We start from the raw sequence: 25,192 nt of genomic DNA, 5'->3' as shown, positions 1-25,192 counted from the left end.
CCATAAAACCTTAATTAGGAGGCTATTTTTATGTCTGGACGAAAAGAATTATTAGCCGTACAATTTGCAGCGTGTGCAGACCAGGTAAACTGGTTTGTACCATTAAAACAGTCTGTGGAAGGCTTGACAGCGGAGCAAGCAGCTTGGGATGCTACTGGAACCAATTCAGTTTGGAATAACGTTCAGCATCTAACGTTTTGGAATAACCGATATTTAGCCAGGTATAAAGGAGAATCTGTAACAGATTCCGTCAGTAACAACTCGGAAACATTTGATGTGTCAGCCGTTGATATTACAGAAGAAAACTGGTCAAATGCTGTTGAAGCATTATTATCTAGTTTACATAACTGGAGAAATACCATATTAGACTCAACTGAAGACCAGCTAAATACATTGGTTTCAATAGATCATAAAGAATTATGGTGGGAATCTATTGCAAATATTGCAATTCATAACGCGTATCATATTGGACAGATCATAGAAATACGAAAGAAACAAGGTTCCTGGAAGCCATATAACTGGCACATTTAAAGTAGCAAGGTTCGAACAAAAACCGCAGAATTAAAGAACTGCGGTTTTGTTTTTTTATTTCGTCTCACTATCCTAAGTAATCTTAATCTTTGAGATGTGTTGTGTTTCTGAAATTTGATTTCCGATAATTTATATTATGTAGGGGGCGTAGTAAGAAAAAGGAATAAAGTATTCCCATCATTCTACCCTATTCTTATAATCTGTTGTTTTACATCTTTCAATATCTATGTACTGTGCACTATACTCAATTACATCATTGATAAAAAGATTATGTTCTTTTGCAAACTCTTTAACGCTTTCTAATAAATCTTTATCATAAGTTGTTTTGTATTGAACTCTATCTTTTGGTCTGGTTGCTTTATTAAAAGTAATAACACCTTGTGATAATACTCTTTTTAAGCCTGATTCTAATAAGTAGTTTACATGTGTGTAATTTTGTTCAGCAATTTCAGTTAAGTTGTCTAAGAGTGATTTGCTAATATTTGTTCTAAATTTAATTCTTGTATCGTCTTTAGAATGAACTAATTTACCATTTACTAATTTCCACATATAATCACCTCATTACGACGAAATTTATAATTCATTTAAGCGTTGAGACATGTATTTTTTTTTGTATGAAGAATACTCCATAGTAGCATCATTATATATAATTTTTGCTAGCTTAGGAAGGTCATATTTTCCTTTAACCCATACACGGTAAATGGAATTACCCTTTTGGTTTTTAGTTGAAGTAATTTCAGATCGTAGTTCCCAAGACTGAAATGTAGATAGCAATCCATTTGCAAAATGAAAACTTGCGGTTGTAACATTCATTACATATCCTTTTCGTTGGACCCAGCCATCTCCCTCTATTACCCCTTCTATAAACGAAGGCAAATATTGCGCAGGAACTTCTGGAAAAGGGACTGTCATAGACTTGTTAGGATGAATGCCCAAACTTTCGAGGTCGTTTTTTATTTTTTTGGAGTTAATAATTAGCGAAGGTGTTAGTCTAGTCGGTCCCGTCGAAGCTAAAACATAATCTGCTTCCATGTGTTTAGCAATGAGCCGGAGAATTTGTTCGTCTTTCTGAGAAAATACTATACTATGGGTTTGCTTGTTTACATGACCATCTGTCACAAACAATCCTAAAACCCAAGCCATTTCATGAGTCCAAGTTTTAAAAAAGTCTTCATTTACCTGGTGTTTGCGTGGTTGGCCTGAATACTGCTCTCGATTCATTTGGACACCGTGCTTATGGATTACATTCCGAATCCCTCTATCAGAGAGACCTGTTACAGCTTTCATTTTCTTAAAAGGCATCTTGCTTTTGTACATCCTAATAATCTGTTCATCTGTCACTCCAGGATTTCTAGGCATCTTCCCCATCTCCTTTAGTTAACATAACTATAGACCTTAATTCACTTGAAAACTTTTCCTATTATTATTATACGAACAAACGTTCTATAAGTCAACAAAAAAACAGGCTGGAACAACATCCAAACCTGTTTTTAATCACTATTTACTTACTGAACACTCTCAGCAATCGTAAGCATTTCTTCCTTAGTTAATTCGCTTCCAACGCCACCTAGTTCAATGATAAGTCCGTCCTTTTCCCACGTTACACTAAAATATCCATCCATCTCATAGTATAGCCCTGGGGAGTCTTGAACAGTAACAGCTTCTCCCTCAAGCTCTTCCATGCTAATAAAATCTGGTGTATAGATAGAAAGCATTACCCAATTATCCATATCTTTATCATAGTTCAATGTAACAGACTCAAATTCCTCATCATAATAACCGTCAGTAAATACAAAACCTTCTGGAAGTTGGGCTGGTTCTGGAACATCATAGCTCACTAAAGCTTGAATATCTTCCACTGTCATGCTGCTATCAGAGAATAATCCCATTTCATCTTCAACAGCATTCTCTTTTACTTCTGTAGGAATCTCGATAGGTTCTACTTTATTAAGGTTAGAAGTAGTAAATTCACCTTTAATTTTAATCGGAGTTGTCAGCTCTTCTTCTACCATTTCAAGCTCAATATCAAAGCTTTGAGCTGTTTGGAAGAAGGTTTTCTTGTCAATATGAATCACTAAGTCCAATTTTTGAATAGAAATGGATTCTAACATTTCTTCCATATAGGGATCTCCTGAAAAATCACCTAAAGAAGAAAGAACATATTCTTCAATTAAAACATTGTAAGCCTCATCATTCCCTGACAGTGACAGAACATATTCACCATCTTCTTCAGTCATCTCAAACTTGTCTTCGAATTGAGCAAGCTTTTCCATTTCTTCTTGACTAAGTTGGTCAAAATCACTTAATCCCATTTCCTCAGGATTCATTTTAATCCACTCACCGAACATGCTCATATATGCTTCTTCACCATTTACATACGTTTCCATGTCCAATGTCATACCTTCCATTCCCATACTCATGTTTAGATGCATGGTATCTGGATTATGTGTAAGATCTCCAGTTGCCGAAATCTTCTGCTTCATGTCCATCATATCAACGTCCATATTCATTTCAACAGAGTAGCTTTCAATCGATTTACTTGCTTCAATGGATTTGCTTAGCACTTGTGATTTGTCTAATTTGCCACCAGTTCCACAAGCTGCTAAAGTAACAGTTATTAATAAGCCTATTAAAACTAGACTAAACTTTTTCATATAGTTGTATTTTCCCTCTTTCATAGGAGATTTATTTTCGACATAATCACTATGTCGATACATAATATTAGCACCAAAAGAGGTTTTTGTTTATCTATCAAATTATGGTAGTTTTTAACCTGTCAAAACCCGTAGTTTCCAGTAAAAAAGCAGCCCTCAATAGAGCTGCTTCATCTACTTAACTTCCCGCTTCTTTCCATTCTGACACATACTCTTCCAATACATTTCGCAACTCTTGTCCAATCGTTAAGTAAGCATCATCATTCAAATTTGCAAGAGACACGCGAATCGACCAGGTCGGTGCTAAAAACCCTTCCCCATTTAACAACACAATGGATGACTTTTCTGCTAACCGATATAAGACATCGATTGGCTTGTAGTTTGTTTGTAGAAACTCTGTAAACTCCGCTCCATAGTTATGTTTGGCCCATATTTCAAGGTCAATTTCCGTATAATAGTCAGCATCATTCGGTAATTGCTTCTTAGGTAACCCTAAACCTTCGTAAAGCCGCACCATTCTCCGTGTACAAATCTCATTGGTTTGCTTTTTATAGCGATTATTTTGATCCAGTACAGCGAAAATAGAAAACAATGCCATTTGAACCTGTTGTGGTGTCGAAAGTCCCGCTGTATGATTCATAGCAACCGTACGGCTATCGGCTACCAAGCGATCGATAAACTTTAAGTTATCCGTATCATGTGTAAGGGAAGCGTACCTTCTGTGTAATACTTTCTTTTTTTCTACGGGTAACTCGCTTAGTAACTTGTCAAACACATTCGTTCGGTTCAATGCAATTGTCCCGAGTCGCCAACCTGTTACACCGAAGTATTTCGAAAAGGAGTATACTCCAATGGTATTAAAGGGGAGTTCCACCATAATCGAACGAAAGCCCTCAACGAACGTACCATATACGTCATCCGAGATAATCATTAGATTTGGATTTTCTTCCTTTACAATCCTTATCAATTGTTGGATCGATTCATTATTCATAGCAACAGATGGTGGATTACTCGGATTTACGATAAAGGCAGCCTTGATGTCAGGATCAGCTAGCTTCTCTAATTCTTCTTTTGGATATTGCCACGTGTGATTCCCATTCTCATCTAATTCTGAGGCATGGATTTCGATTACATCATAAGCATTTGTCGGAAGTTCTGGAATTTCTATATATGGTGGAAAAATGGGAACCATCACCGCAATCTTGGACCCTGGTGGAAGAAGATAATTTTTATACAAGGTGTCAAAGATATAACACATTGCAGCTGTTGCACCTTCTACCGCAAACAAATCGTATCTTCCACAAGCAGTATCACTTCCACATAGCTCTTGTAATAAAAAATCATGTACTACTTGCTCAATTTTAACTAACATTCGGTCCGGATTCGGGTAATTATCACCAATGATTCCATCCACTAGTTCATAAAGCCATAAATCTGGTTCAAAATGCTTCACATCTATCCCATAATCCACGATTTCCTTTAACATGTTGATCCCTGGCGTTTCAGGATGTTCCTTCACATATGTATAAAATCTTTCAGCTAGTCCCTCATGATGTGGCATACCCGCTAAATCATGTTCATTCCATACTCGGCGTGATTCTTGGACAGCGAATTGTCCAAGTGCGAAAAATGCTTCACGTGGTGTGGCTGCAATCCAGTTAGGATTCCCACGTCCTGCATCCAACATGGCCCGAGTCATTCTCATTTTTCCTTTTGCTAAATCAATGAGCTTATCTTTTAGCTCAAACGGACTGATTTTAACTTCAGAAATCTCCATATGCTTTCCGTCGTTATTAGTTCGTTCCACAATATCCCTCCTACTTCAACTTTTTAAAGTATTCCTCATTCAAAAGTTAAATATTAGGTAGGTAGATATTTCAAAGTTCAAAAATATAAAAACCCTGCCTCCTCTATGTAAGAGAAACAAAAAGACAGGGTTAAAACATTTTTATCTTTACTTGTTCTTAACGGGAGTAACCACTGCATATAGACTATCAGCGGGATTAGATACATTTACTTCTATTACCTTATAATCCGAGCGATTTTGCTCCCAATTCTTTGTTGTACTGTACTTCACTTGATTATTACTCATCTTTCAACCATCCTTCATAATAATTTACTCACACCAACTCAATATATGCAGTAAATGAAAAATGGTGATACTTTTTATAAAATTATTTACCATCGACAATCTCTTTTAAAATTTCGTAGGAACGGACTTGCTTCCCTTCGTCAAAAATGTAAGAAACCGCCATTAACTCATCCACATTATATAACTCCTGGAATCTGGTGAGTTGATTGCGAACCGTATCCTTGCTACCAAGCAGTGTCATACTGGACATCGAAGTTGCCATTTGTTTTTCCGGCAAACTCCAGATTTCGTCCATGCTCTCCACAGGTGGTTGCAATTTCATTTGGGTCCCACGCACCACATTTAAGAAAAACTGCTGCATGGTCGTCAATTGCATCTGAGCATCTTCATCTGTATCAGCAGCAATGACATTGAGACAAACCATCATATGCGGTTTATCTAAATACTGAGACGGCTGGAATCGCGCGCGATAAATTTGGATAGCTTCTTCCATGTATCTTGGTGCAAAGTGTGATGCAAACACATATGGTAATCCTAATTTAGCTGCTAAATAGGCTGAGTCTGTAGAGGAGCCAAGAATATAGATAGGGATATTTGTACCAAGACCAGGATACGCTTTTACTTGTCCTTGTACTTCCTCTGGACCAAAATAGCGTAATAAATCTTGAACATCTTCTGGGAACGTATACACCGTATCATTTTGAGAGCGTCTCAACGCACCGGCCGTTACCATATCAGTTCCTGGTGCACGTCCTAGCCCTAAATCTAGTCTGTCCGGATAAATAGTTGCCATCGTTCCAAACTGCTCTGCCACTACTAAAGGTGAATGGTTTGGAAGCATTACACCGCCAGATCCAACTCGAATACTTTTTGTATGTTCTAATGTATGTTTAATTAAAATGGATGTAGCAGAACTTACTAGCGTACTGGTATTATGGTGCTCGGCAATCCAATACCGTGTGTATCCTAATTTTTCTGTAGCTTGTGCAAGATTCACCATAGAATCAATCGCCTCTTTCGTTCCTTGTCCCTCTCGAATTGGCGCAAGGTTTAAGACGGAGACCGGTATATTTATTTTAGACATCTTTCATTGTCCTTTCTTACTCAGAATAATAAATAGAGTAACAAATAACATATAGATCAGAGAAATTATTTGCTCATGTTTTTTTAAAAAGGTGACTAAATCAAACACACTACCTTATTCTTAACATGAATCAAATAAATAATTATGACTATGAAGCTAGTAAAATAAGCTTTTTACCTTTCTCTCAGTTAATAATAAAACACCCAGCTCACTCTCATATTTCAAATGAGTGGCTGGGTGTTATTACTTCTTCTTATTACGACTTCTAACATAAAGCTCCTTAGAAAATTCTGTTGCAAAACGCTGCTTAGGATCGGTCCTTAAAACAACCCGTGTTTCCTTATTCTCTTCAAAAAGGTAATGCTTAACAAACAAATGGTAAAGAATTTCAATCACTGTGATTGCCACTGCAGCAAAAAAACTGGTTATAATCATATTCCAGCTTTGTTGGATCATGAAGTAGCTGAGTCCTCCGATTGTAATAAAAGCTAATAAAAAGTCTCCAATTGTTGCAGCAGTATTCCCAAGCCTCCGTAGTATCCCTAAATCGCCAATAATATAAGCCAATACGGTTGTGAGAATGGCAATGGTTAAAACAATGTTAATGTTTGGGTTGTAGATGGCTAAAAATGAAAAAATTACAATACCATTGGCAGCGAGTTTTATTATAAAGGCGACTAAATGCCTCATGTTTGTTTCTCCTCCTTTCTATTTGTCAGCCAAATTTAAAGCTGTATCCGTTATATTCAAATCTACTTTCAGCTGCTCACTCAGATCATGGGGATGATAAATACCTTTCTCCACCATATAATCGGAAATCTGTTCGTGCGTCTTCACAGCATTCCTCAATTCTTTTCTAAGTACTTCGCGAACTTCCGGAGTTGTCGTTTCTGTGACCGCGAAAGCCAAGTTTCTAACTGCGGCTTTCGTAGAAATTAAGAAATCGGTTGCAATGACTTGGTCCGTCATAGCACCCATTCCCATCAACTTTTTAAAGACTGAATTCATGACTCTTGACCCCTATCTGTTAGTAATTCCTTTAAACGATGAATAAACGCTGTACCTGCTTCAGCATCTGCTTGCATTATATTTTTTAACTGTTCATCTTGAACAAGAGGACTCATTGTTAGAGATTTTGTCAAAGCCAGATTTTTGAAGGTAAGCAATTCATGCACTTCAAGAGTTTCATGTAATGCCATGTGTTTTGTCATAAAATGTGCTCCTTTCCTCTATCTTGTGGTTTTATTTTCTCCATTCTCGCTTTTTTGAACGGAGGTATTTGCTGACATTGTTGGTAACAGAAAGCATGTACAAAAGGACTGAAACGGAAATTTTAAGGAATGAGTTTGGGAAAAATGAAACCGTGTTAGTTGAAAAGAGGTGTAAAGATAATGGTTAAACAGACATTAGCTTATCATGAAACAATGGATACACATGAAGTGATCAATTTTAAAACCGTCTGTCTTCTAAAATCAAAGCTCATGCAAGGTATTTGTTTTGATAATGACTTAAAAGCTTTGATGGAAAAAGATGTTCAACAATCTATACATGATCTCAATGAATTAAAAAGGCACTATGAAGGAGCCAGAACAACCATTCATTAACCTTGAGGTGAAAAAATAATGAACCAAGATTATTTAGATCCCAAATACGCCGAAGGGATGCCCAAAACAGTAGATGCATCTGTTGCTATGGACTTCCTTCTGTCGGTGAAAACAGGGATTCGCTATTATGCTGTAACACTTACGGAAACAGCCACTCATGATTTGCGCGAAGTGTTATACCATCAAATGGATAAAGCGATTGACTTATACGCAGAACTTGTTGATCTCATGCTTGAAAAAGGGTGGCTTTCCCCACATGATTTAGGGAAGCAAGTAGAGCTAGATTGGAAATCTGCCGATACCGCATTAAGTATTGCAGAGATGAATTTATACCCAAGAGACACAGATCGTTTGGGAACGTTCGCGACTCCTTATAAATAATAAAAAAGGTGATGACAAATGAAAGCAGTTACCTATCAAGGTATAAAAGATGTTCAAGTAACAGATGTACGCGACCCCCAAATTGAAAAGGCTGACGATATTGTTGTTAAAGTAACAACCTCTGCTATTTGTGGTTCTGACCTACATCTCATTCATGGAATGATTCCCAACATGCCAGAAAATTTTATTATTGGCCATGAGCCGATGGGTATTGTAGAGGAAGTGGGTCCAGAAGTTACAAAAGTGAAAAAAGGGGATCGTGTCATTGTTCCATTTAATATTAGCTGTGGTCAATGCTGGTACTGTCATCATGGCTACACGAGTCAATGTGATGATGCAAATCCTCATGGAGACATGGGGGCATACTTCGGTTACTCTGAAACAACTGGTGGATACGCAGGTGGACAAGCGGAATATTTACGCGTCCCGTATGGAAACTTTACTCCCTTCCGCCTACCAGATGATTGTGAAGTTGAAGATGAGCAGTTAGTCTTACTTTCCGATGCCGCTTCTACAGCTTTTTGGAGTGTTGAGAATGCAGGTGTTAAAAATGGGGATACCGTAATTATTCTAGGATGTGGTCCTGTAGGATTATTAGCACAGAAGTTTTCATGGTTCAAAGGGGCCAAGCGAGTAATAGCCGTAGATTATGTAGATTATCGTTTGCAACACGCCAAAAAGACTAATAACGTGGAAATTGTTAATTTTGAATCAGAACAAAATATCGGTGAGCATTTGAAGGAGATTACACAAGGTGGGGCTGATGTGGTCATTGATTGCGTAGGTATGGACGGGAAAATGACACCTATGGAGTTTTTAGCAACTGGATTAAAGCTTCATGGCGGTTCAATGGGGGCCATTGTAATGGCCGCACAAGCAGTTAGAAAATGTGGGACTGTCCAATTAACCGGAATTTATGGAATGAGATATAACGCGTTCCCTCTCGGCGATTTCTTCCAAAGAAACATCCAGTTAAAGATGGGACAAGCCCATGTTATTCCCCTTATTCCACAACTATATAAGCTGGTTAATGACGGGAAAATCAATTTATCTGACGTAGTAACTCACCGACTTCCTCTTTCCGAAGCAAAAAAAGGCTATGAAATGTTTGATACGAAAACAGATAACTGTATAAAGGTTGTATTAAAACCCCATTAAAAAACTCAGTCAGTATAGACTGAGTTTTTTTGCTTCCTCCCTCTTATTCCATGAAATGGATAGTCTTCATTTACTTGGACAAAATAGGTGTTGACCACTTGAGAATTTATATAACGGGAGACACCAAGAATGAAAAATAAAGAACAGGATGCACCACAAAAAGACAACAAAAAATCAGAAGAAAAACTAAACATTGATGTTTCTTCTAACCTACATGAAAACATGCGCATTCTGAAAGAAACTTTTGATAAGTGTTCAGATGTAGTGATTCGCTCCCTAAAGGTAGGAGAAAATCCAGCATCGTTAATGTATATTGATGGCCTTGTCGATAACAGCAGCATTCAGTTACATGCCATTCATAGGCTTCTTTCAAAGATTGAACCACAGCAAGTAACTCCTGAGTATTTAGAAGAGCAAGTGATTTCTATTAATAAAGTGGTAGAAGCTACTAAACTGGATGATGTTACGAAACAAATCTTAGCAGGAAATACGATCTTGTTTGTCGATTCAATGGCAAAAGCAATGGTCTTTAACGCCCGCGGCGGTGAAACGAGGAGTGTCTCGGAACCTGAAACGGAAACTGCTGTTCGTGGCCCCCGGGAAGGATTTACAGAAAATATCAGGGTAAACACCAGTTTAATCCGGAATAAGATAAAATCTAGTCGGCTAAAAATCATTTCTAAAGAAGTGGGTACTGAAACGAATACAAATGTAGACATTCTTTATATGGATGGGCTTGCAGAGCAATCATTAGTAGAAGAAGTTGAAAAGAGAATCGACCAAATCCAAATCGATGGAATTTTAGAAAGTGGTTATATTGAGGAGTTAATTGAGGACAGCCCTTCTAGTTTTTTTCCTCAAATACAAAATACAGAACGGCCAGATACCGTTGCGGCAAACCTTTTGGAGGGACGTGTAGCCATTTTAGTGAGTGGGACTCCCTTTTGTTTAATCCTTCCAACCACGTTTTGGCAATTTCTCCAAGCAAGTGAAGATTATTATAACCGGTTTCATATATCTATTTTTCTAAGATGGTTACGGTTTATCTTTATTTTGATTGCCTTATTACTACCTGCTTTGTATATTGCCGTATCTACCTATCATCCTGAAATGATTCCCTCTAACCTTCTATATAGCATTGCAGCAAGTCGGGAATCCATCCCCTTCCCCGCTTTTGTAGAAGCCATGATTATGGAAGTCGCATTTGAGGCACTTAGGGAAGCGGGAATTCGTTTACCAAAACCAGTTGGTCAAGCAGTTAGTATTTTAGGAGCATTAGTTATTGGCCAAGCAGCCGTTCAAGCAGGTATTGTTTCAGCACCTATGGTTATTATCGTATCTTTAACAGGAATTGCCTCCTTTACAATTCCTCGATTCAATATGGCGATTTCCATCAGGTTGCTTCGATTTCCTTTAATGTTGTTAGCGGGAATGTTCGGTCTATTTGGAATTGTATTAGGACTGCTTTTCATCATTACACATCTTTGCAAGCTACGCTCTTTTGGTGTTCCTTACCTTTCACCATTAGCACCTTTAACTGTGAAAGACTTAAAAGACGTATTTATTCGGGTTCCTTGGTGGAAGATGAACTCAAGACCTAATCAAACCAATAAAGAAAATGCTCAGCGTGAAAGTAGTTCATAAAATTTCGACACACTAGGAGTATGTTTATGAAACGAATGTTCCAAGTTCTTGTCATTTTCACCATCATTATAACGACTTTGACCGGTTGTTGGGATCGTGTAGAAATTAACGATGTAGCTTTTGTTATCGCAACGGGCTTTGATCTAGAAAAATCAGACGATCAAAGAAAATATCGTGTTTCTGCACAGATCCCCCTCCCCGGTGCAATGGGAGGTGCAGAAGGTGGCGGTGGTGGTACAGGGAGCGACCGTCCTTTCTATGTAGACTCAGGTGTTGGGCGGAATATCCGTGAAAGCAACGAAAATTTACAGGCAAGAATGTCTAGACGATTAAACTTCTCTCACAGACGTGTCATCATCATTGGAGATGAAATTGCCAGAGAAGGTTTCGGTCCGGTTGTGGATGTAATCGCCCTTCAGCCACAATCTCGGATTTCGGCTTTTATCTTAGTTTCTAACGGGCCTTCCATAACTGTGCTAAATTCAGCGCCGCACCTTGAAAAACTCCCTGCAGAAGCCATTAGAGAAATGTCGAAATTCGGCTTTAGCCTAACCGTCAAAAACATCTTGAATGACATAAAGCGCCCAGGAAAAGACCCAATGATTCCTCTGGTTGAGGTCGTAAAAACACAAAACCAAAGCCCTGAAACACAGAAGGAAGAAATTGAGATAAAGAAAATCGGGATATTAAAAAATGACAAGCTAGTCTTTCATACCAACGTTGAAGAAACACAAGGGGTCTACTGGATGTTAGAGAAAATGAGAAGTAAAAGTGTCACAATCCCTATTGAAGACGAGGGAGAGGTCAATGTCAAAATTATAGAGGGTAAACGCAGAATCCATCACACCATATCTCAGGGCATTCCAGAATTTGAGATACATATCGATACGGAGTCAATTCTTATGGAAAACGAAACAAATCTTAACCTAGAAGATGAGGAATCCTACAACAAAGTAAGAAAGAGTATGGAAAATGTGATTCAAAGTAATATTAGTGCTATTGTGGAACACACAAAATCTGAAAAAGTTGATTCCTTTGGGCTTGGCTGGAGCTTATACAGAGGTGAAAATAAGTACTGGAAAACAGTAGAAGACCATTGGAGGGATATGCTTCCCGATGTAAAAGTAAAGGTTACAGTCGATGCAGAAATTCAACGTCTTTCTAATACAGGTTTAAAGGTGGCTAAATAATCATGATTGAAACAGTAACCATATGTCTACTTCTAGTGTCCATAACGTTCTTTCATTGGAAAGATCTAAAGAAGGAAAAAAAGAAATCAAAGCTTATCTTTTTCTTCTTAATTTTTCTATCATTTGTTTCTTCCATCTTTTTTTCGACCCATCTATCGCTTGTGTGGATTGTAGATGGATTGAATAATACAATAGGAGAATTTACAAAGTGGGTGCTAAACACATGAAAGCAAGAGTCTCTCCCTTTCAATTATTCATTCTTTTATCTAATTTCATTTTTGTGGGGACACTCATCAGCCTCCCTCAGAAGCTAGTGGATTACTCCTATCAAAATACTTGGATGGTTCCACTTATGGTAACGCCGTTTGTTGTTCTGATTTGTTGGTTCGGGCTATCCAAAATCACACCCGCTCTTCAAGATTATTTAATAAACAATAAATCGACTAAAACCAAGAAGATTTTCACCTTTCTATTTGGAATCTTTTTGGTATTTACTTTTATCAAAGACTTAAGAGCTGCTTCTGATTTTGTGGGAATGGTATTATTGCCAACCACCCCCATCCTGGTCGTTTCGATATTAAGTGTCCTAACACTCACATACATTGCCTATTCAGGATTGGAGGTAGTGGCCAGAGTCACACAAATCCATTTTATGATTCTTGTTTTTACTGTTATGCTGTTGCCATTTCTACTATTAAATGAGATTGACGTAGCGAATTTTCAACCAGTCCTTGGATTAGGTTCAATCCCGTCTCTATTAAAATCTTCCTTTATATTTCTCTCATGGATAGGCGAAATTGTGGTCCTTTTTTTCATAGTAGGTAGTGTTCAGCCAATAGAAAAAAGTAGAGTAGCTGTCATGTGGTCGGTCTGTGTCAGTATATTTTTATTATTCTTGCTACTCTTTTTAAATATTGCAGTACTAGGTCCAGAAATTGTCCGATATGCATCTTACCCAAATTACCAACTAATCCAAGAAATCCATTTAACGGATTTTTTAGATCGCCTTGATCTTGTCATTGCGTCTGTTTGGCTACCTACCATCTATTGTAAAATGGCTTTAACACTTTATTGTTTTTTCAAGATGTTTAACGTAATGAATAGAAGGGAATCCAATCTTTTTTTACTACCAGGTGGCATCTTGCTGAGCTTACTATCCATACAATTATTTAAGAATAATCATATGCACCAAGAATTCTCTTTTTATACTTGGGCCCTTCTTGGACTCACTTTAGAATTCCTAATCTTCGCTATCTTTTTACTGATTAAAAGAAAGGCAAGAAAACAAGAGAAGGAATTACATGAAGCACACTAAAAAAAGCTATCTATGATAGCTTTTTATTAGCTTGTGACTCTATTTCATTTAAAAAGTTTGTTACAACCCTCACGAATTCTTCTCTTTCTTCTAAATACGGCATATGGGCACTATTCTCATACACATGAAACTTTGAATTGGGTGTTAACTGACTAAAATATTCAGTAGATGCTGGTGTCGCCTCATCATACCGTCCACATGTGTAGAGCGTGGGTATTTGAATCTCTTTTAGACGATCCGTACAGTCAAAATGCTTTAAGTTCCCTGTTACATGAAATTCTGAGGGTCCCCACATAATGTTATAGACTTCTGGATTTTTAAAGTGGGCTCCTTCTTTTAAAAATTCAGGCATTGGATCTAACCGACAGACAAATCGTTTATTAAATTCAGCTGTTGCATCCTTATATGCTTTTGAATCCGTGGTTCCATTTTCTTCACATTCTTTCAATGTAGCCTGAACACTTTCTGGGAGGAGCTTACGATTTTTCTCTTGGTCTTCAGCCCATAATGGGGCACTTAAACAAGGACTAGAAAAAATGACACTTTTCACTCCAACAGGTTTCGTTAGCATGTAGGCCGCTGCTAGAGTCGTCCCCCAAGAATGGCCGAGTATATGTACTTCATCTAAGGATAGTGCTTCACGAATCTGTCCTAGTTCTTCAACAAATCGGTCAATTTTCCATAGGGAAACATCAGTTGGACGGTCTGATTTTCCACACCCAAGTTGATCATAAAATATGACAGGACGCTCTTCAGCTAAAATCCTTAATCCTTGCATCGCAAAGTGGGAAGAGCCTGGTCCTCCGTGTAAGATAAGGAGTGGCGTCTTACCAGTATGGGTGCCATGCTTTTGGTACCAAACCTTCCCACCAGTAACTTCAACAAAACCCTCTTGAATATTCATTGCTCTCTTCCTTTCAACTGTTTTATTGATCCTCTTCATTTTCTTGACTAACCATTACAGTTCAAACACGGACAATACTGTATAACTCACTACCATTACCGTATAAAGCCAAACAATACCGTATAGCTCCCTATCATTACCGTATAGGTCAAAACAATACCGTTTAGCTCCCTATCATTACCGTATAGAGCCAAACAATACGTATGGCTCCCAACATTACCGTATATGTAATAATGTCCCTACTCAATAGCTCCTGCAACATCATAGTGAGTAAGATCTAGCTCAGTAGGTAAACCTTGAGCCAGCTTCGCTAATTCTGCCCCTAAGTATGGACCACTCGTTAATCCTGATGCCCCTAACCCATTCGCCAGAAAGATTCCATCATATCCTGGAAGAGGACCAATGATCGGAAGAAAACCTGGCGTAAATGGACGGAAACCAACCCTTGTCTCAACGACTTCACTTTCTGCCAAACCAGGTGCTACCTTAAGCGCCTTATCCAATATTTCATGCATACCACCAGCGGTTACACGTAGGTCATATCCAACCTCATCTTCGTGCGTCGCTCCGATCACAACTCTCCCCTGATCAAATGAAAGGATATATTGATTATTTGGAGGCATGATTACCGGCCAATCACCTGTATGATCAGCTGTATATTGTAAATGGATAATTTGTGCTTTTTGAGCAGAGACCTTGAAGGTAACACCAAGTGGCTTAATGACGTCGCTAGCCCATGCTCCGGTTGTCACTAAAACTCGATCCCCCATTCGTTTTTCATCTCTAATTTGTATTCCTTTTACATTGTTGCCTTCGGAAAGTATGGAAGCATCACCTTCAATGAATTGCGCACCATTCTTTACAGCAGCTCTTAACATGGCATCACGAAGAGACCTTCCGTTTACCCGTGCTGCTCCACTAATATGAACAGATGCATACTCATCAGATAATGGAGGGAAAAGCTTTTTAGTGTCTTCTTGTGATAAGCGGGTGATATCCCCCATTTCGGGAGCATCTTCCCTACGCTTTATTGCTCTCTCAATCATTTTCTCTAGTTTTTGTTCATCTGTATGTAAACTGATGGCTCCAACCTTTTTATAGCCCGTTTCTTCTTCGCCATCTTCTTTTAATAGAGGAATAAGCGTTTCGTAATACCGGGCACCGTTTTTTACTAACTGATACCAGGCCTTATTACGACGTTGTGAGATCCAAGGACAAATGATGCCAGCTGCCGCATCAGTAGCCTGTCCAGCGTCTTTTCGATCAACAATAATGACCTGCTTACCCGCTCTAGCTAAGTGGTAAGCCGTTGAAGCACCTAGTATACCTGCTCCTAACACTATATTTGAAGTCATGATTCCCACACTTTCTTTCAATCTCTTTTCTTACTCTCATCATAACAATAGCCCGCCAACTAATAAAGTGGCGGGCATAGTAAAAATTAAACCATAACTTTACACATGTCATTGGTAAAGGCAACTGGGTCTTCTATCGGTAAACCTTCAATTAACAGCGCTTGGTTATACAACAGTTTCGTATAAAGTTCTAACTTGTCCTGATCCTTTGTGAAAGCATCCTTTAAGACCTCAAATACTTCATGGTTCGGGTTAATTTCTAGTATTTTTGTTGCTTTTACATCTTTATTATCAGGCATAGCACGTAGTACTTTTTCCATTTCTATTGTGATGTCGCCTTCACTTGCTAAGCAGACCGGATGTGATTTCAGACGCTTGGATAAGCGTACATCTTTAACGTGGTCCACCAGCACTTTTTTCATTTGTTCGAACAACTCTTTATGTTCGTTTTGTTTTGTTTCTGACTTTTCTTGCGACTCACTTTCTTCAATGCCAAGATCACCGCTAGATACAGACTTAAACTCTTTTTCCTTGTAATTCATGATCATCTTGATTGCAAACTCATCAATGTCTTCAGTAAAGTACAAAATTTCATAGCCTTTATCCGCAACCATTTCAGTCTGTGGCATTTTTTCGATCCGATCGATTGACTCACCTGTTGCATAATAAATGAACTTTTGATCTTCAGGCATTCTAGATACATATTCATCCAGAGAAACTAGTTTCTTTTCCTTGGAGGAGTAAAACAAAAGAAGATCTTGAAGAACTTCTTTGTTGGCCCCAAAGTCACTGTAAGCACCAAACTTCAGTTGTCTACCAAATGACTTAAAGAAAGTTTCATATTTTTCTCGGTCATTTTTTAATAGACTTTGCAATTCATTTTTAATTTTCTTGTTCAAGTTTTTCGCAATCACTTTTAGCTGGCGATCATGCTGAAGCATTTCACGTGATATATTTAAGGATAAATCCTCAGAGTCTACCATTCCTTTTACAAAGCTAAAGTAATCTGGTAGTAAATCCGCACACTTGTTCATGATGAGTACGCCATTCGAATACAACTCTAAACCTTTTTCATACTTTTCAGAGTAGTAATCAAATGGAATGTTTTCTGGGACAAATAAAATGGCATTATAGCGGATTGTACCATCGACGTTGATATGAAGATGGGTTAATGGCTTGTCAAACCCATAATGCTTTTCTTGATAAAAATTTTCATAGTCTTCTGTTGATAGTTCGTTTTTGTTCTTTTTCCAAATGGGAACCATGCTGTTGATTACTTTCTCTTCAACAACACTTTCATATTCGTCCTCAGAGCCTTCCTTCAGCTTACTTTCTGTAACATCCATCTTAATTGGATAACGAATAAAATCTGAATATTTTTTAACTATAGATTTTATGCGGTACTCTTCTAAATACTCGTCATAATTATCTTCCTCTGTGTTTTCTTTAATCGTAAGGATAATATCTGTTCCCACCGTTTCTTTTTCAGTAGGAACGATTGTGTATCCATCGGCACCTTTAGACTCCCATTTGTAGGCTTCATCACTACCTAATGCACGACTAACCACGGTTACAACGTCTGCTACCATAAATGCAGCATAGAAACCTACACCAAATTGTCCAATAATATCAAAGCCGTCTTTTGCTTCATTTTCCTTTTTAAAAGCAAGTGAACCACTCTTTGCAATAGTACCTAAATTTGTCTCTAACTCTTCCTTTGTCATCCCAATACCGGTATCTGAAATGGTTAGAGTACGAGCTTCCTTGTTTGGAACAATCTTTATGTAATAATCATCCTTATTGAAACTTAAGGAATCATCCGTTAATGCCTTGTAATACAGTTTATCTATGGCATCACTTGAATTTGAAATTAACTCACGTAAAAAGACTTCTCGTTGTGAATAAATGGAGTTAATCATCATCTCTAGTAACCTTTTAGACTCGGCTTTAAATTGCTTCTTAGCCATAAGGACCTCTCCTTTCACATTTCCAAAAAGAATAGAAGTTTGTTTATTATTTCACCTTTGATGACAGGTTTAGCACTCTTTCGCCGGGAGTGCTAATTCCCAATAATTAAATATCATAAAAGGGACAAGTTGTCAATCCATGGAAGGTTCTTTTACAATGCGTGCATTTTTCCTTCCGCTTCATTCCAAGGAACGGAATAGCCCACACCTTTGGCACAAAAGATGGATGAGGAAGTGTATTCTGGATCAGCGTCCTTATTATAATTTTTCCGTTCCATAACTTTTTCCTCATTATGACATCTGTCATACCCTGCAAATACTAAAGAAATGGCCCCCCTCCCCTGGGTGTAGGATGCTAATTGATTCGGATAGTCCATAAAGGTGGCAACAGGGACAGTACCTGTTAGAACGGCTTTATCACCTTCTGCTTGTGGTGTCTCATAATGTCCGTATGCTTGCTGGATATCGGTTAATACCTTGCCCATTTGGTCAATATCCACCTTAATCTTATACTGATAAACAGGCTCTAGTAATCGGTTCTTAGCTTTTTCTAAACCTTGCCTTATGGCTCTAAAGGTCGCTTCACGAAAGTCGCCACCAGAAGTGTGTTTGTTGTGAGCTCTCCCTGTTAATAGGGTTATTTTTACATCTGTTAGAGGGGAACCAGTAAGTATTCCATGATGATCACGTTCAAATAGATGTTGCTGAACGAGATTTTGATAGCCCACGATCAATTCATCAGGGTGACACTTGTTTTCAAACACAATGCCGCTATTTCTTTCCCCCTCTTCTATCTGTAAATGGACTTCAGCATAGTGCCCTAACGGTTCAAAATGACCATATCCAACAACCGTGTCTTTGATCGTTTCCTTATATAAGATCTCAGGATCAGCAAAGGTAACTTGTATGCCATATCGTTCACTCACAATCTGTTCCAATACTTCAAGCTGAATCGCACCCATGACGTGGATATGGATTTCCTGAAGTGTCTCATCCCATATAACGTTTAGGGAAGGGTCTTCTGCATCTAATTGTTTGAAAAAGACTAATGCTTCTCTTATATGTACGGAAGGTTCAAATAACACTTTTGCTTTTAAAGTGGGAAACATTTCATAATGCACATCTTTAGTAAATGGCCCAATCCCATCACCAATTTCAGCTTTTGTTAACCCAACAACAGCAAAGAGTTCACCAGCCTCAACCCGCTCAACCACTTGAAAAGTGTCACCATTATACACCCTAATTTGTGTAACCTTTTCAATGGTCAGGGCATCTCCATACTTTATTTCATCTCTAACAGTCAGAGCCCCCGTTAGTGCCTTCATAAACGTAAGTCTAGTCCCTTTTTCATCATGTCTGATTTTATACACGTGAGCAGAAAAGGTGCCTTCCTTTTTATAAGCTGTTTCTGTTAGACATTCTAATTTTTCTAAAAAACTATTAATGCCAATGTCTTGTAAGGCAGAACCAGTGGTGCATGGAAATAATAGACCACTACTAAACCGTTTTTTCATGGTATCTACCCATTTTGAATAAGAGTATCCATTCTCAAGATAATGTTCTAAAAGGGTGTCATCTTGTTCTGCTAACCATTCTATTAAACCTTCTTTCATACCCCCGTTTTCAAAGGAATCCGTTAGGTCAACAGCATGTATAGAGAAGTTCTGTTGGATTTCTTGCATTACTTGTTCAGGATTTGCTCCAATCCGGTCTGTTTTGTTGATAAAAAAGAAGGTTGGAACTCTATGTTTCCTTAATAACTCCCAAACGGTTTCTGTGTGTCCTTCAATTCCTTCAACCGCACTGACAATGACAATGGCATAATCCATAATTTGAATCGCTCTTTCCATTTCTGGAGAAAAATCTACGTGCCCAGGAGTATCTACCAAATAATAAGTCGAGTCCCCATATGTAAATATTCCTTGGTCAGCAAACACGGTTATTCCTCGTTCTCTTTCAATGGAATGGCTATCTAAAAAAGCATTTTTATGATCGACTCGACCTCTAAGTTTAATGCTATTTGTATGAAAAAGAAGTTGCTCAGAAAAAGTAGTCTTCCCAGCATCCACATGTGCTAATATTCCGATTGTTTCCTTCATAAATAACCTCGCAACACCTTTTAACTTTTATGTTTCTATTATAACAAATCAAAAAAAGAACCACTTAGGGTTCTACTGAATAACGCTATTGTTGTTCTTTTAATTTTTCTAGTAGTTCCTTTGAAGTTGATGCGGTTATCATATCTCCATTCAATATGGCATAAGCTTGTTTTTTACAAGTTTTGCAATGACTCTGACAGTCATACTCTTTATAAGTGATATGGGACTCCTTCAAAAAGGCTTCATATGATGTCAAATCATTTTCAGTAAGAAAACGATCTAAGTTTTTCTCACAAAATTCAATTTTTAGTTTTTTCTTAGAGGTTTTGGACCATAACCATTTCACTGTAATTCTCCTACTCTGATTTAGTTGTATGATTATAATAATTGTAACTTAACTCGTTCATATTATCTAATGAATAGGCTTCCTTAAAGTCATTTCCATATAAAAAAACAAAGCATTGAAGGGAAACGATTTGTTTCCTTTCAATGCTTTTTAATGCTTTTAATAAACAGGAGGAATTGCTTCTGTCCCGTTTACTACTATTTTTGCTCTGATTTGGGACAGACGGTCCTCTTGCTGTCCCGTTTACCACGCTTCTTGCTCTGTTTTGGGACAGACGGTCCTCTTGCTGTCCCGTTTACCAAACTTCTTACTCTGATTTGGGACAGACAGACCCTTTGCTGTCCCGTTTACCACACTTCTTACTCTAATTTGGGACAGACGGACCTCTTGCTGTCCCGTTTACTACTATCTTTGCTCTAGTTTGGGACAGACGAACCCTCTGCTGTCCCGTTTACCACACTTGTTGCTCTGATTTGGGACAGACGAACCTCTTGCTGTCCCGTTTACTACTATCTTTGCTCTAGTTTGGGACAGACGGACCTCACGCTGTCCCGTTTACTACTATTTTTGCTCTAGTTTGGGACAGACGAACCCTCTGCTGTCCCGTTTACCACACTTCTTGCTCTGTTTCGGGACAGAAGGATCCTATACTACTAATATCCTGCTATTAACTCAATCAACCGGTCCTCTAATTCCTTTCCTGCATCCTCATCTAACAGATTATTGAGGACAATTGAAAAGATAAGGGATTCACCAGTCTTTGTTTCTACGTAGCCTGATAATGAAGTAACCGTTTGAATCGTACCTGTTTTCGCTAGAACTTTCCCTTTCAACGGCAACTCTGTCATTCTTTCTGAGAGAGTTCCTCCCAGCATTCGGTCAGCTTCCCCCGCTACAGGCAGAGATTTTTTAAAAACCTCAAACCATGGCTGACTCTGAGCAACATATAAAAGTCTGGATATTTCATTAGTAGTCAAAAGATTCACATGTGAGATCCCTGACCCATCCCTTAACACAAGCGAATCCGTATCAATGCCTAGATTTTTCAATTCAGAAGATAACACTTCTAGTCCTTTTTCCCAACTACCTTCTCCAAGTCGAACTCTTCCCATTTCTTTTGTAAGGAGTTCCCCAACCCCGTTATTACTCAATTTCATAAAGGGAATAAGAAGTTCTGAAATAGGAATCGAATCACGAGAGGCAATGATCACCGTTTCCTCTGGCGTTTCCTCTGTCATACTTTCCCCTTTTAAAACAATTCCACTTTGTTTCAAAGCATGATCAAATAAATCCAGTACATATAAAGTGGGTTCCCAGACAGGCACACAAATTTGTTCAATATCAGATTGAACAGGAATACTTCCCAAAATGGTCATTTTATTCGTACCATGCTCACGTTCAATCATGATATCTGCTTCCTGAACCTCTGAGGAAACAGTTTGAGCTTTGTTCATAACTTCTATGTATTGGGTTTCAGGAAACACTCGATAGGTCGGTGCCTCTCCTGCCTTTTCTCCTGGTATTATTTCAAACCTAACTGTTCCGGTATCATATTCTTCAGAAGGTGATACCGTTAATGCAGAAATCTGTGACCCATAATACATCGTTTCATCTGACCATGGAAGATCAATAGAATAACGAACGTCGTCATACCAAGTATCATCACCTATGAGGTGCCCATGGACTTCCTTCACACCCAATTCTTTTAATGACTGGACTAGTTTTTCAATATCTTCCCATTGTAAGGTAGGGTCTCCTTTTCCCTTTACGTATAAGTTACCTTTTAACACACCTTCATGTATCTTTCCATCGGTTCGTAGCTCTGTTTGAAAGGTATAATTCTCACCTAAAGTCGAAAGAGCAGCTGCCGAAGTGAATAGCTTCATATTGGAAGCGGGACGTAGACGCACATCTCCAAAATGCTCATACAATAGCTCACCAGTATCAACTGAACGAATACTGATTCCAGCAAGTGCTCCTTTTAGAATTGGCTCCTCATGCAGTAATTGGTTTAATTTTTCAATCATTATGGTAGTATCATCCTTTGCTATTAAATGATGTTCTTTCATAATTAGTGCTTGTTTGAAAGATAACACAAATAACAGCAAAAGAGTTACAAAAATTTTGAATTTAATAAACTACACCTCACATTTAAAACAATCTATCCCCTCTTCCTCGATTAGAACGGTATCGAACTTGTTCCCTGTGACAAGAATTACACGTTGGAAACTTAAAGTCATGGGGCAATCTACGCCCACATTTCTTACATTTTTTTGTATCAGCCTTGATATCCTTTTTTAATACTTCATGGATGTCATCACTAATCTCTTCTCTAATCCTCTCCCAGTAGAGAGCTTCCGTACGTTGTTCAAGACGGTATAAAAACAATAAGTGTAATCCAATGGATTTATAGGAAAGCTCTAACTGTTCGAGACTGTCTTTCGAAATTCTTGGTTCTGGGAGGGGCTGCCGCTCGACGATTGCCACCATTTTTTCGACCCACTGATCCTTCAACCCAGGGTCCTTCGGAGAAAATGGTAAATGCAGAAATCCATACAAATCCATTAACGAAAATCTAGCTTCAATCATCGTACCCCTAATGGTTTCATATAGTTCACGTTCCTCATCTAAACTTGCTTTTCTCGTTCCTTTAGGACCTTTAAATTTTTCCCAAAGCTCAAAAAACAAGCCCAAATCACGCGAATATTTCTGGAACCGCTCAAAAATAGAGCTCGTTGGTGCAATTGTAAATGATTGAAGGGGTTCATCTACTTGATGTAGCAGTTGTGACATCTTTTTAATATCATGAGTGAAAGCTACTTTACCTACTTCGTAAATCCCTTTTCTTCCAGCACGACCTGCAATTTGTTTAACTTCTTGTGAGGTTAGCCTTCTTCTTCGCGTGCCATCAAACTTTTCATTCTCTAGAAAAACAATTCTCCTGATTGGCAGGTTAACCCCCATACCTATAGCATCCGTTGATACCACTACTGATGTCTCACCATTGATGAATCGTTGGATTTGCTTTTTTCTTGTTTCAGGCGGCATGCTTCCATATATCATACTGACAGACTTTCCTCGTTTTTGTAGATCAGATGCTGTTTCTAGCACTCTTCGTCTTGAAAAACAAACGAGGGCATCCCCTTTTTTAGTATGTTTAAGACTGAATTCATTCGGTTCTACTTCTAATGGGATATCTCGGGTGTATTCATGTATATCAATTTCAGCATCTCCAATGAGTCCCAATACCATTTCTTTCATATTAAAACTTCCAACAATGTGCACCTCTTTCGCATTCGCTTGAGTGATCGCTTTATACCAGGAAAAACCACGATCCTTATCTGCAATCATTTGGGCCTCATCTATAACCACGACATCGTAGTAATCTTTTTCATGAAACATTTCCACTGTACATGAAATATGACTAGCTTTTGGATTGATTTTCTCTTCCTCACCTGTTTTTAAAGAACAAGGGACCCCTTCATTGTTTAATTTATCGTAGATTTCAAGCGCTAATAGTCTTAAGGGTGCCAGATAAAGACCAGTCTTAGCAGCTTTCATTCGTTCCAAAGCATGATGTGTCTTGCCTGTGTTCGTTTCTCCAACATGAAGGATGTAGTGAATTTTCTTTCCAACTGATGGACTGTATTCTCGACTGAAGATATCCTCCAGCATCCGTTTTTCTTCTTCTTGCTTTCGCTTTATTTCGGCCAATTCTTCTTCCCGTCTACGTTCTCGGGTAGCCATATCCTCTTCAAATAATTGTTGGTGAACCTTAAGATCAAATGCTAAATCCGATAATCTGATAAGATCCGTAATATATTCCTCAGCCATAAATTCAAATAAATCAATGGATAACTCGAAAATATTTCCTTCCAGTAACTCTCTCAACAGTTTTTCAGACAATTCTTGATGAAAAGTTTCTTTAAAGCGTTGAAGAACGGTAAGGGGTAATTTTTCTTTAACAAACCGAGGCAAGAAATCAAAAAGTTCATTCATAATATAACGTTCGTAAATTTCGTAATAGTACCCATTCTCTTCGTAATAAAAATTTTGATATGGCGGCTCCGATAATTCATCCAAGAATGTATCAACTGTAGTATAATCACTCGAAACAACATAGCCCTTTTGTTCAATATCTCTTGAAATTTGAATCCCCATTTTGTAGCGAATCCACAAGTATAGATGGTCCTCATATTGTTTAATAATCTCTTCTAACACTTTTCTTACTTCATCTTTCATGCGATGACGTTTGGCTAAACGGATTCGCTCTTCTTCTTCCCTTATGAATTTTTCACGCGCCTCCACATATTGCTCTGCCCACAGCTCTTTTTTACCTGCGTATTTATTCTCCAGCCATTCTGTCACCTGAAAGGGCGGGCTCTCTCTCATTTCATTCCGAAAGATTTGATTTAGGGCTTTCTTTGCTATACCTTCAACCTCATAGCCTGCCTCTTCCAGGTATGATTTCTTTTCATTTTTGGATAGGTGACTATTCGTTAAGTTGAGCCAAATATTCAACCAGATTTGTATGATATATGGTGTCCGTTCACGTAAATACTCTTCAAAGGAGGGCTTTTCCTCCTTACTACCTAAATAACGATTGATATCTTCATAAACCTTTGTTTTTGTTTGGTCAATTGCTCGATTATAGAGGGCATCAATGCGATCCATGTTGTTCTCCTTCTATGTAAAAATTGGTTACTATCCGATTATATAGGTATATTTAGGATTTTACATTTAATTAAAATCATGTATTTTTCCAATCGAGTAGGAGGGGGTGACTAACCCCCGACCTCTCACACCACCGTACGTACCGTTCGGTATACGGCGGTTCAACTATGATTGACGTAAAAATTCATATCGTT

24 protein-coding genes are annotated in these 25,192 nt (G+C 38.2%); 8 read left to right on the top strand and 16 right to left on the bottom strand.

All coding sequences use genetic code 11. The annotated features are described in order from the left end of the window. Nucleotides 1-30: 30 nt before the first annotated feature. Nucleotides 31-531 carry a DinB family protein gene (locus ABDZ91_RS00950; RefSeq protein ID WP_343795508.1) on the top strand — a complete coding sequence of 167 codons (501 nt, stop codon included), beginning with the start codon at nucleotides 31-33 and terminating at the stop codon, nucleotides 529-531. Nucleotides 532-708: 177 nt separating this feature from the next. On the opposite strand, the gene ABDZ91_RS00945 is transcribed toward ABDZ91_RS00950, so the two are convergent. The 9 genes from ABDZ91_RS00945 to ABDZ91_RS00905 all read right to left on the bottom strand — a co-directional run bounded on the left by ABDZ91_RS00945 (nucleotide 709) and on the right by ABDZ91_RS00905 (nucleotide 7,572). Continuing rightward, entirely contained in the window at nucleotides 709-1,080 is a 372-nt protein-coding gene (locus ABDZ91_RS00945) for an rRNA methyltransferase (protein WP_343795506.1), read from the bottom strand. Nucleotides 1,081-1,104: 24 nt separating this feature from the next. Further along, entirely contained in the window at nucleotides 1,105-1,890 is a 786-nt protein-coding gene (locus ABDZ91_RS00940) for an LAGLIDADG family homing endonuclease (protein WP_343795504.1), read from the bottom strand. A gap of 146 nt (nucleotides 1,891-2,036) precedes the next feature. Continuing rightward, nucleotides 2,037-3,248, bottom strand: a complete 1,212-nt coding sequence (locus ABDZ91_RS00935) for a DUF4367 domain-containing protein (RefSeq protein ID WP_343795502.1) — start codon at nucleotides 3,246-3,248, stop codon at nucleotides 2,037-2,039. 115 nt (nucleotides 3,249-3,363) lie between these two features. After that, complete coding sequence (gene aspD, locus ABDZ91_RS00930) at nucleotides 3,364-4,992, bottom strand: aspartate 4-decarboxylase (RefSeq protein WP_343795501.1); 1,629 nt, start codon at nucleotides 4,990-4,992, stop codon at nucleotides 3,364-3,366. A gap of 147 nt (nucleotides 4,993-5,139) precedes the next feature. Then, nucleotides 5,140-5,277 (bottom strand): hypothetical protein, encoded by a 138-nt coding sequence (locus ABDZ91_RS00925; protein ID WP_343795500.1) that lies wholly within the window; start codon nucleotides 5,275-5,277, stop codon nucleotides 5,140-5,142. A gap of 82 nt (nucleotides 5,278-5,359) precedes the next feature. After that, on the bottom strand, nucleotides 5,360-6,361 hold the full coding sequence (locus ABDZ91_RS00920; RefSeq protein ID WP_343795498.1) for an LLM class flavin-dependent oxidoreductase: 1,002 nt from the start codon (nucleotides 6,359-6,361) through the stop codon (nucleotides 5,360-5,362). A 243-nt stretch (nucleotides 6,362-6,604) separates the two neighbouring features. Beyond that, entirely contained in the window at nucleotides 6,605-7,051 is a 447-nt protein-coding gene (locus tag ABDZ91_RS00915) for a DUF2512 family protein (protein WP_343795497.1), read from the bottom strand. Nucleotides 7,052-7,069: 18 nt separating this feature from the next. After that, nucleotides 7,070-7,369 (bottom strand): spore coat protein, encoded by a 300-nt coding sequence (locus ABDZ91_RS00910; RefSeq protein ID WP_343795495.1) that lies wholly within the window; start codon nucleotides 7,367-7,369, stop codon nucleotides 7,070-7,072. Next, nucleotides 7,366-7,572: a hypothetical protein gene (locus ABDZ91_RS00905; protein WP_343795494.1), complete on the bottom strand. Its 207-nt coding sequence runs from the start codon at nucleotides 7,570-7,572 to the stop codon at nucleotides 7,366-7,368. The genes ABDZ91_RS00910 and ABDZ91_RS00905 overlap by 4 nt, the downstream gene beginning before the upstream one ends. 180 nt (nucleotides 7,573-7,752) lie before the next feature. Here ABDZ91_RS00905 and ABDZ91_RS00900 point away from each other — a divergent pair, with 180 nt between their 5' ends. The 7 genes from ABDZ91_RS00900 (at nucleotide 7,753) to ABDZ91_RS00870 (ending at nucleotide 13,653) form a co-directional block, all read left to right on the top strand. After that, a complete protein-coding gene (locus ABDZ91_RS00900; RefSeq protein WP_343795493.1) occupies nucleotides 7,753-7,965 on the top strand; it encodes a spore coat protein in 213 nt (70 codons plus the stop codon). A gap of 18 nt (nucleotides 7,966-7,983) precedes the next feature. Further along, a complete protein-coding gene (locus ABDZ91_RS00895) occupies nucleotides 7,984-8,346 on the top strand; it encodes a spore coat protein (RefSeq protein WP_343795491.1) in 363 nt (120 codons plus the stop codon). Between the two features lie 18 nt (nucleotides 8,347-8,364). Further along, the gene (locus ABDZ91_RS00890) at nucleotides 8,365-9,504 is read left to right on the top strand and encodes a zinc-dependent alcohol dehydrogenase (RefSeq protein ID WP_343795489.1); all 1,140 of its coding nucleotides are present in this window, start codon (nucleotides 8,365-8,367) and stop codon (nucleotides 9,502-9,504) included. Between the two features lie 129 nt (nucleotides 9,505-9,633). Beyond that, on the top strand, nucleotides 9,634-11,148 hold the full coding sequence (locus ABDZ91_RS00885) for a spore germination protein (RefSeq protein WP_343795487.1): 1,515 nt from the start codon (nucleotides 9,634-9,636) through the stop codon (nucleotides 11,146-11,148). A gap of 26 nt (nucleotides 11,149-11,174) precedes the next feature. Then, the gene (locus ABDZ91_RS00880) at nucleotides 11,175-12,338 is read left to right on the top strand and encodes a Ger(x)C family spore germination protein (RefSeq protein ID WP_343795485.1); all 1,164 of its coding nucleotides are present in this window, start codon (nucleotides 11,175-11,177) and stop codon (nucleotides 12,336-12,338) included. A gap of 2 nt (nucleotides 12,339-12,340) precedes the next feature. Continuing rightward, on the top strand, nucleotides 12,341-12,565 hold the full coding sequence (locus ABDZ91_RS00875) for a hypothetical protein (protein ID WP_343795483.1): 225 nt from the start codon (nucleotides 12,341-12,343) through the stop codon (nucleotides 12,563-12,565). Then, nucleotides 12,547-13,653, top strand: coding sequence for a GerAB/ArcD/ProY family transporter (locus ABDZ91_RS00870; RefSeq protein WP_343795482.1), 1,107 nt, complete (start codon nucleotides 12,547-12,549; stop codon nucleotides 13,651-13,653). The genes ABDZ91_RS00875 and ABDZ91_RS00870 overlap by 19 nt, the downstream gene beginning before the upstream one ends. Nucleotides 13,654-13,663: 10 nt before the next feature. Here the strand turns inward: ABDZ91_RS00870 and ABDZ91_RS00865 are convergent, their stop codons facing one another. The 7 genes from ABDZ91_RS00865 to ABDZ91_RS00835 form a co-directional block, all read right to left on the bottom strand. Then, nucleotides 13,664-14,557: a proline iminopeptidase-family hydrolase gene (locus tag ABDZ91_RS00865; protein ID WP_343795480.1), complete on the bottom strand. Its 894-nt coding sequence runs from the start codon at nucleotides 14,555-14,557 to the stop codon at nucleotides 13,664-13,666. Between the two features lie 239 nt (nucleotides 14,558-14,796). Continuing rightward, nucleotides 14,797-15,912 (bottom strand): NAD(P)/FAD-dependent oxidoreductase, encoded by a 1,116-nt coding sequence (locus ABDZ91_RS00860; RefSeq protein WP_343795478.1) that lies wholly within the window; start codon nucleotides 15,910-15,912, stop codon nucleotides 14,797-14,799. An 86-nt stretch (nucleotides 15,913-15,998) separates the two neighbouring features. Continuing rightward, complete coding sequence (gene htpG / locus ABDZ91_RS00855) at nucleotides 15,999-17,879, bottom strand: molecular chaperone HtpG (protein WP_343795476.1); 1,881 nt, start codon at nucleotides 17,877-17,879, stop codon at nucleotides 15,999-16,001. A gap of 152 nt (nucleotides 17,880-18,031) precedes the next feature. Further along, on the bottom strand, nucleotides 18,032-19,978 hold the full coding sequence (locus ABDZ91_RS00850; RefSeq protein ID WP_343795474.1) for a GTP-binding protein: 1,947 nt from the start codon (nucleotides 19,976-19,978) through the stop codon (nucleotides 18,032-18,034). Between the two features lie 85 nt (nucleotides 19,979-20,063). Next, nucleotides 20,064-20,324 (bottom strand): DUF1450 domain-containing protein, encoded by a 261-nt coding sequence (locus tag ABDZ91_RS00845; protein ID WP_343795473.1) that lies wholly within the window; start codon nucleotides 20,322-20,324, stop codon nucleotides 20,064-20,066. Nucleotides 20,325-20,977: 653 nt separating this feature from the next. Next, nucleotides 20,978-22,393, bottom strand: coding sequence for a D-alanyl-D-alanine carboxypeptidase/D-alanyl-D-alanine endopeptidase (dacB, locus tag ABDZ91_RS00840; protein WP_425541770.1), 1,416 nt, complete (start codon nucleotides 22,391-22,393; stop codon nucleotides 20,978-20,980). An 82-nt stretch (nucleotides 22,394-22,475) separates the two neighbouring features. After that, nucleotides 22,476-24,998 carry a helicase-related protein gene (locus ABDZ91_RS00835; RefSeq protein ID WP_343795471.1) on the bottom strand — a complete coding sequence of 841 codons (2,523 nt, stop codon included), beginning with the start codon at nucleotides 24,996-24,998 and terminating at the stop codon, nucleotides 22,476-22,478. Nucleotides 24,999-25,192 lie beyond the last annotated feature (194 nt).

Origin of the sequence: Bacillus carboniphilus, assembly GCF_039522365.1 — a bacterium.
GTDB lineage: Bacteria > Bacillota > Bacilli > Bacillales > JC228 > Bacillus_BF > Bacillus_BF carboniphilus.
The sequence above is the reverse complement of the archived record's forward strand: the minus strand, read 5'-3'. Positions and strand labels throughout refer to the sequence as shown.